General features: G+C 70.3%; 7 protein-coding genes. 3 read left to right on the forward strand and 4 right to left on the reverse strand.

Translation table 11 applies throughout. The features are described from left to right. The first annotated feature begins 195 nt into the window (after positions 1-195). Complete coding sequence (locus AB0B98_RS09130) at positions 196-633, forward strand: hypothetical protein (RefSeq protein WP_357361664.1); 438 nt, start codon at positions 196-198, stop codon at positions 631-633. Positions 634-688: 55 nt separating this feature from the next. Here AB0B98_RS09130 and AB0B98_RS09135 read toward each other — a convergent pair whose 3' ends face one another. From AB0B98_RS09135 to AB0B98_RS09145, 3 genes are read right to left on the reverse strand one after another with little or no spacing between them, the layout of a single operon-like run. Next, positions 689-1,504, reverse strand: coding sequence for an NAD(P)-dependent oxidoreductase (locus AB0B98_RS09135; RefSeq protein WP_357361665.1), 816 nt, complete (start codon positions 1,502-1,504; stop codon positions 689-691). 14 nt (positions 1,505-1,518) lie between these two features. Further along, on the reverse strand, positions 1,519-1,923 hold the full coding sequence (locus AB0B98_RS09140; protein WP_238667991.1) for a cupin domain-containing protein: 405 nt from the start codon (positions 1,921-1,923) through the stop codon (positions 1,519-1,521). Further along, positions 1,911-3,362, reverse strand: coding sequence for a PLP-dependent aminotransferase family protein (locus AB0B98_RS09145; protein WP_357361666.1), 1,452 nt, complete (start codon positions 3,360-3,362; stop codon positions 1,911-1,913). The genes AB0B98_RS09140 and AB0B98_RS09145 overlap by 13 nt, the downstream gene beginning before the upstream one ends. Before the next feature lie 259 nt (positions 3,363-3,621). Between AB0B98_RS09145 and AB0B98_RS09150 the strand changes: the two genes are divergently transcribed. Together AB0B98_RS09150 and AB0B98_RS09155 are read left to right on the forward strand one after the other, a co-directional pair. After that, on the forward strand, positions 3,622-3,930 hold the full coding sequence (locus AB0B98_RS09150) for a hypothetical protein (RefSeq protein WP_357361667.1): 309 nt from the start codon (positions 3,622-3,624) through the stop codon (positions 3,928-3,930). Then, positions 3,927-4,412 carry a hypothetical protein gene (locus tag AB0B98_RS09155; RefSeq protein WP_357361668.1) on the forward strand — a complete coding sequence of 162 codons (486 nt, stop codon included), beginning with the start codon at positions 3,927-3,929 and terminating at the stop codon, positions 4,410-4,412. Before AB0B98_RS09150 ends, AB0B98_RS09155 begins: the two co-directional genes overlap by 4 nt. Positions 4,413-4,525: 113 nt before the next feature. On the opposite strand, the gene AB0B98_RS09160 is transcribed toward AB0B98_RS09155, so the two are convergent. Continuing rightward, the gene (locus AB0B98_RS09160; protein WP_357361669.1) at positions 4,526-5,911 is read right to left on the reverse strand and encodes a ricin-type beta-trefoil lectin domain protein; all 1,386 of its coding nucleotides are present in this window, start codon (positions 5,909-5,911) and stop codon (positions 4,526-4,528) included. Between the last annotated feature and the right edge of the window lie 89 nt (positions 5,912-6,000).

The following is a 6,000-nucleotide window of genomic DNA, read 5'->3' on the forward strand; positions in this document are numbered from 1 at the left end:
GATCCGCGGCGGTGACGCGGGCGCGCCCGAAGTACATGAGCTCCCAGATCGCGTCCTCGGTGAACTCCTCGACCAGGTGTCCGCCCTTGTGGTGCTCGATCGTGAGCAGGCCGGCGAAGCGGAGGTAGGCGCCGGGGCACCGAGGGCAGCCAGTTGAACTGGAGGTCGCGCTCCGGGCCGAACAGCATGTGCCCGGTGGCCGGACGCCAGGCCGGGACCTCGGTCGTCAGCGTGAAGTCGACCCGCAGCCCTCCGGCGGTCGCCTGGATCCGGTACTCGCGCAGGTTCTCGCCCTGGAAGCGGTTGCCCGGCCCCATCCGGACGTCAGTACGCCCGCTCGCCGCCGACCACTCGACCGCGGGGATCGCGATCGTGTTGTTGGACATCGTCCCGTCCGGCAGTTCCAGGTTGACCCGGAGCTGCGGCGACAGCGGGCTTCCCGCCGCGCCGAGGTCCTTGTTCATGAACACCACTACCACCTTCGCGCCGTCGTCGAGGTGGGCGTCGAAGTACCACCACTCGTACGACCCGGCGCGATTGTCGGTGCGGGCGCCGTCCTCCCATTCGCGTACGACATCGCGCTCCAGCCCGAAGCGGGCATGGTCGTCGCTCAGCGCGGCCAGTTTGGAGTGATCCGACATGACTCTTCGTCTCCGTTGCCTCTACAGGATCAAGATGTGCGGACGGCTCACACCGTGGCGAATCCCTGCCGCCAGGACGGATAGGCCGGGCTCCAGCCAAGGTGCGTGCGGGCGTGGTTGTTGCTCGCTCCCCGCGCCCAGCCGTGCCGCTCGCCCCCGGTCACCGCTGGCGCTGGTACGTCGGCGGCCGCGCAGAACGCGGGCACCCACTGCGAGGCGGCGGCTGGCTCGTCGTCGCAGACGTTGACGACGCCGACGGGCCACTCCAGAGCCGCGACCGCGGCGGCGACGGCGTCGTCGACGTGCAGCAGGCTACTCACGTCCGCGTCGGCGGGGACCTTTCCGGCGGCGGCGAACTGAGCCATCAGACCGTCGCGGGCGTACCAGGTGCTTGGACCGTAGAGGGTGCCGTATCTCAGCACGACCCACTCGGGCGCCTCCTGGACGGCGGATTCGAGCGCCGCGGCACCTGCCACACTGGTCTGGCGTGGCTCTGGGGCGCTGAGGTCGAGCGGGGTCTCCTCGGTCGCCGGCTCGGCGCCCGGCTCGTACGCCCAGGAGATGCTCTGTGCCACGATCCGGCGTACCCCGACGGCGAGCGCCGCGTCGACCAGGTTGCGGGTCCCGGTCCGACGCAGCCGCGAATTGGCGGCGAAGTCGCCGGTGCTCAGGCTGGTCAGCTGGTGCATGACCACGTCGGGCCGGGCGTCGCGGACGGCGGCCGCCACCGCGTCCCGGTCGAGCACGTCGACGGCGACCGGGCCGTTGCGAGCCAGCCCGATGACCTCGTGCCCCTGGGCGGTCAGGATCGGTTCGAGACGGCGGCCGATGACGCCCGTCGAACCGGCGAGAACGATACGCATGACGTGCCTCTCCGTCAGTTCGGCCGGGTTGAGCGGCGGTCCTTACGCTGTTCGAGCTCCTCGGGGCTCACCAGCACCAGCATTTCCTGACCGGGCGCGCACACCATCACGACCAGGAATTTGGTCACCCGATCGGACAGGTTGTTGGCGGACCGGTAGTGGATGACGTCGCCGCCGGGCTCCCAGAACGCCTCACCGGCCTTGATCACCCGTTCGGGCTCACCCTCCAGCTCGAAGATCATCTCGCCCTCGAGCAGGTAGCCGAAGACCGGGCCGGAGTGCCGGTGTGGCGGCGTGCCCGGGTCGCCCGGTGGCAGTTCGATGGTCGCTGTCATCACATGGGAGCCCTCCGGCAACTCCGGCGGCATGGCCGTGCCCAGCAGCACGATCTCGTTGTTTCCGATCTTCATGGTCTGCATGAATCGAACGTATCCCCGACCGGACCAACAGGATGGACCAGTTGGCGGCCGGTCTGATGGACCAGTTGGCAGAGTCCGGACAGCGCCTCCTGCCAGGCATGAGCCGGCGGCGCCGCGTATCCGAGGACCAGGGCGGCCGCCTGCCGCTCATCCGCGGGATCGTGCCAGTAGCCGTTGCTGTGCAGGCCGATCAGGTGCAGCCCTTCGCGGCGTCCGGCCTGGATCAGCCAGCGCTCCTCGGCCACCGAGGCCAGCGGTAGCAGCGCGTGCACGCCGGCAGCGACGCCCTCCAGCGCAGTGATGGTCACCTCGGCCAGGCGGCCGGCCAGCTCGGTCCGGCGACGCCGGTAGGTCAGGCGCATGCGGCGGATGTGCCTGTCGTAGTCGCCGTGCGTGAGCAGGTCGGCCATGGTGAGCTGGTCGATCGCGGAGACTGCGGCACCGGCCTCCACGATCGTCGTCGTCAGTTCACGACGCAGTGGCTCGGGGACGACGAACCAGCCCAGGCGGACGCCCGGCGCCAGCGATTTGCTCGTGCTGCCGGCGTACACGATCCGCTCGGGCGCCAGCGCCTGCATGGCGCCCACCGGCCGCTGGTCGTAGCGGAACTCGCCGTCGTAGTCGTCCTCGATCAGGAACGCGTCGTGCTTCCGGGCCCATGCGATGAGCCGGTAACGGTGCCGTGGGGCGAGCACGACTCCGGTCGGATGCTGGTGCGCCGGGGTGAGCAGCGCGGCCTGGCCCGCCGCGTCGTCCGGGTCGGCCCCGCCGGGGCCGACGGTGAGCGGGGTGACTGTCAGGCCCGCGGCACGCAGCACCATGCGGTGATGGGCCAGACCGGGGTTCTCGGTGGCGATGGCGCGTACGCCGCGCCGGTGCAGCGTTCGCGCCAGGAGGGAGAGGCCCTGGGTGAAGCCCGCCGTGATCACCACCGCGTCCGGGTCGCAGAGCACTCCGCGAGTGCGCGCGAGATATCCGGCCACCGCCGCCCGCAATGCGGGTAGCCCGGTCGGCTCGGAGTAGTCCAGCGTGCCGCGTGAGGCCGTTGTCAGCGCCCGGCGGACACTGTCCGCCCAGGCCGTCCGGGGGAACGACGTGAGGTCGGGAATCCCCGGCCGCAACTCGATCAATGGCCCGGCCGGGGGCGACGGCCGCGGTTGCCTGCGCGAGTCGGGCGGGTCATGGAGTACGTCCGCGACCCTGGTTCCCGAGCCCGGTGCCGTCAGCAGCCATCCTTCCGCCACCAGTTGCGCGTACGCCTGCACCACAGTGCCCCGGGCCAGGCCCAGGTCGGCGGCCAGGCTCCGGCTCCCAGGTAGGCGCGACCCGGCCCGCAGCCGGCCTGTCCGAATGCTCTCCCGTAACGCGCTCTCCAGCGAGCGACCCGGGAAACCCGCACGCCGATCGAACTCCAGATGCAGGTCAAGCGACTTCGTCACTCGGTAACGATCCCATCCGTGCGAGTAGCGCCGGCAGGTTCGGCGACGACTCACGTGCCGGTCGCCGCCGGTCACCACAGCGACAGTTGCGGGCTCCACCCGCTCGGGCGGTCTGAGCGGTTTTCGCCGAGCTGAGGAGTCTCGGAGAGGTAGAACCAACAGTGACATCACAGCGGTTGACCTCTCTTTCACCCCGGCGCCCGGTCCGGGCGACGCACCCCCGCGGCGTCACGGGGAAGGCGGATCGGGAGGTGACTCAGTGCGTATCGGGGTAGCTGGCGGGACCGGCGGCGTCGGACGCCTCGTCGTCCACGCCGTAGGGGCTGCCGGCCACGAGCCGGTCATCCTCGCCCGCTCCACAGGCGTGGACCTGATCCGCGGTTCCGGGCTGGACGAGGCGCTGACCGGCGTGAATTGGGGTTGCTACCTGGCTGTCCGCCTTCCGGGAGCGACCGGTCGAGCCATGGCCGGACACGGCCTGCTGCCCACCGGCCCGCGCGGCAGACAGACCCTGGACCAGTGGCTGGCCAGCCCGGCAGCGCAGCACGACGCCGGGCGGACCCGATGAACGACGGCCGGTCACCCAGCCCCGCCGCGCCGCAGACAACGTCAGCAGACGGGCGGGACACCGCGCTGACCGCGTTGATCCGGATATCCCTGGCCGTCCTCTTCCTCGACGAACTCGTTGTCGGGTTCTGGAACCAGGCCTTCCCCGAAAGCTTCTACAACAACTTCCCGACCGTCACCCTCACCCCGCCGTTCAGCGAGCACTACGCGCGAGACTTCGGCGGAGCTACCCTCGGCCTGGCCGTCGTCCTCGGCATAGCGTTTGTCGCACCTCGAGCCGCTTTCACCATCCCCGCCGCGGCGGCCTTCTCCACCTTCGCCATACCCCACTTCTTCTTCCACCTGACCCACCTCCACCACGCCACCCTTGGCGAGAAGGTGTTCCTGACAACCGCCAATGCCGTCGTCGCCCTGCTCGGCCTTCTCGTCATCGCCCTGACGCTCGTCCGAGACACCAGGCGTCGCCGCTCCCCGGCCACGTGATGCGGGCGGGCCCGGCGCGATGCCGGGCCCGCCCGTTCAGGTGTGCTGGATCCCGCCCTGCCGCTGGTCGATCCGCACAGCATCGAGGAGGTGCCGAGCGGAGGCGGCCGTGATCAACCTGCGAGGGCGGCGAGCCGGAACTGCTGGTTGGTTTGTCCGTGGCAGTCGTAGAGCTGGATCTGGGCGCCGTTGGCGGTGCTCCAGGCGTCCAGGCATCGTCCGGATTGGACGTTGCTGATGGTGCCGTTGGAGTTGACGTTCCACTGTTGGTTGGTCTGGCTGTGGCAGCTGTAGATCTGCACTGCCGCGCCGTTGCCGGTGCCGGCCGCGTCGAGGCACATGCTGCCGTACACCTGTAGTTGTTTGCCTGAGGTGTAGGTCCAGGCCTGGTTGGTCTGCTTGTTGCAGTTGTAGAGCTGGACCCGGGTGCCGTTGTTACGCGAGGCGTTGGGTACGTCGACGCACCGGCCGGACTGCGTGCCGACGATCTCGCTGGCGGAGCCAGGTGGGACGGTCGGCGGATCCGTGGGGGTCGGTGGATCGGTGGGGGTCGGCGTGGAGGGCAGCAACGGGCAGGTGCTGCGGTAGGTGACCACGCCGCTGGAGTCCAGCAGTGGGCAGAGGAACTGGCTGTACCGGGCGTCGTTGTCGATGAACATCTTGACGAATGGCAGCATGGTCCGGACCATCACCGGGTTCGACCGTCCGACCATGAAGCCGTGATCCGCGCCGGCGACCTCCAGGTAGACGCTCTCCGTCGTGGCCGGGAGGCTGTTGTACAGGCCAGTGGCGTAGGACGGGGTGACCACCGTGTCCGCCTGCCCGGCGAAGATCATGGTGGGCACCCGGTCGTTGGCCAGGTTCGACGACGGCGAGTAGGGCGCGATGCCGACCACTGCCTTCAACGACGGGCGTCGGGTGGCCGCGCTCAGCGCGCCACCGCCGCCCATCGAGTGACCGGCGACAGCCAACCGGTTGGGGTCGACCCGGTCGCGTACGGGGCTCTGCTGGGTGAGGTAGTCCAGTGCGGCGAGCAACTGGGTGCCGCGGGCCGTGTCGAAGTCGTTGCGGCTGTTGGTCTCGATGCCGATCACGACGAAGCCATGGGACGCCAGCCACGGGCCCATCCAGGCCAGTTCGGCGGAGAACAACGCGGTGTAACCCGGGGAGATCGCGATGGCACCGAAGGTGCCCTGGCTGGTGTCGGTCGGGTAGTAGATCCGGCCGCCGTTGAAGCCGTACCCGGTCGGGACGCTGACCGAGGTGTTGGCGAAGGGTCCGTTCACCGCGGTGACGCTGGTCCGGGTGGGGTCCGGGCCCCGCTGGTACGGGTTGTCGGCGGCCGACGCCGACCCGGTGGCCAGGGTGACGGTCAGCAGGCCGACCGCTGCGGCGATCCCGGCCGCAGCGAGTTTGACCAGCCGGCCACGGATGCGGGGCGCCACGTGGTCGGCGGGGGTGTTCCCCGAGGGCGGGGGGTGGTGCGCGGGTCCTTGCACTGTCGGTACCTCCTGGTGGTGGAGCGGGGGGCGCGGGGGGGGGGGGGGGGTCGCGGCCCGCGCGCCCCCCCCCCCCCGCGCCGCGGGGC

Source organism: Micromonospora sp. NPDC048947 (assembly GCF_040649495.1).
GTDB classification, from domain to species: Bacteria; Actinomycetota; Actinomycetes; order Mycobacteriales; family Micromonosporaceae; genus Micromonospora; species Micromonospora alfalfae.

What these genes read in the sequence shown, in the direction of transcription:
- AB0B98_RS09135 (WP_357361665.1), bottom strand. Translation starts at nt 1,504, where the DNA reads ATGCGTATCGTTCTCGCCGGTTCGACGGGCGTCATCGGCCGCCGTCTC.
- AB0B98_RS09140 (WP_238667991.1), bottom strand. Translation starts at nt 1,923, where the DNA reads ATGCAGACCATGAAGATCGGAAACAACGAGATCGTGCTGCTGGGCACG.
- AB0B98_RS09155 (WP_357361668.1), top strand. Translation starts at nt 3,927, where the DNA reads ATGAACGACGGCCGGTCACCCAGCCCCGCCGCGCCGCAGACAACGTCA.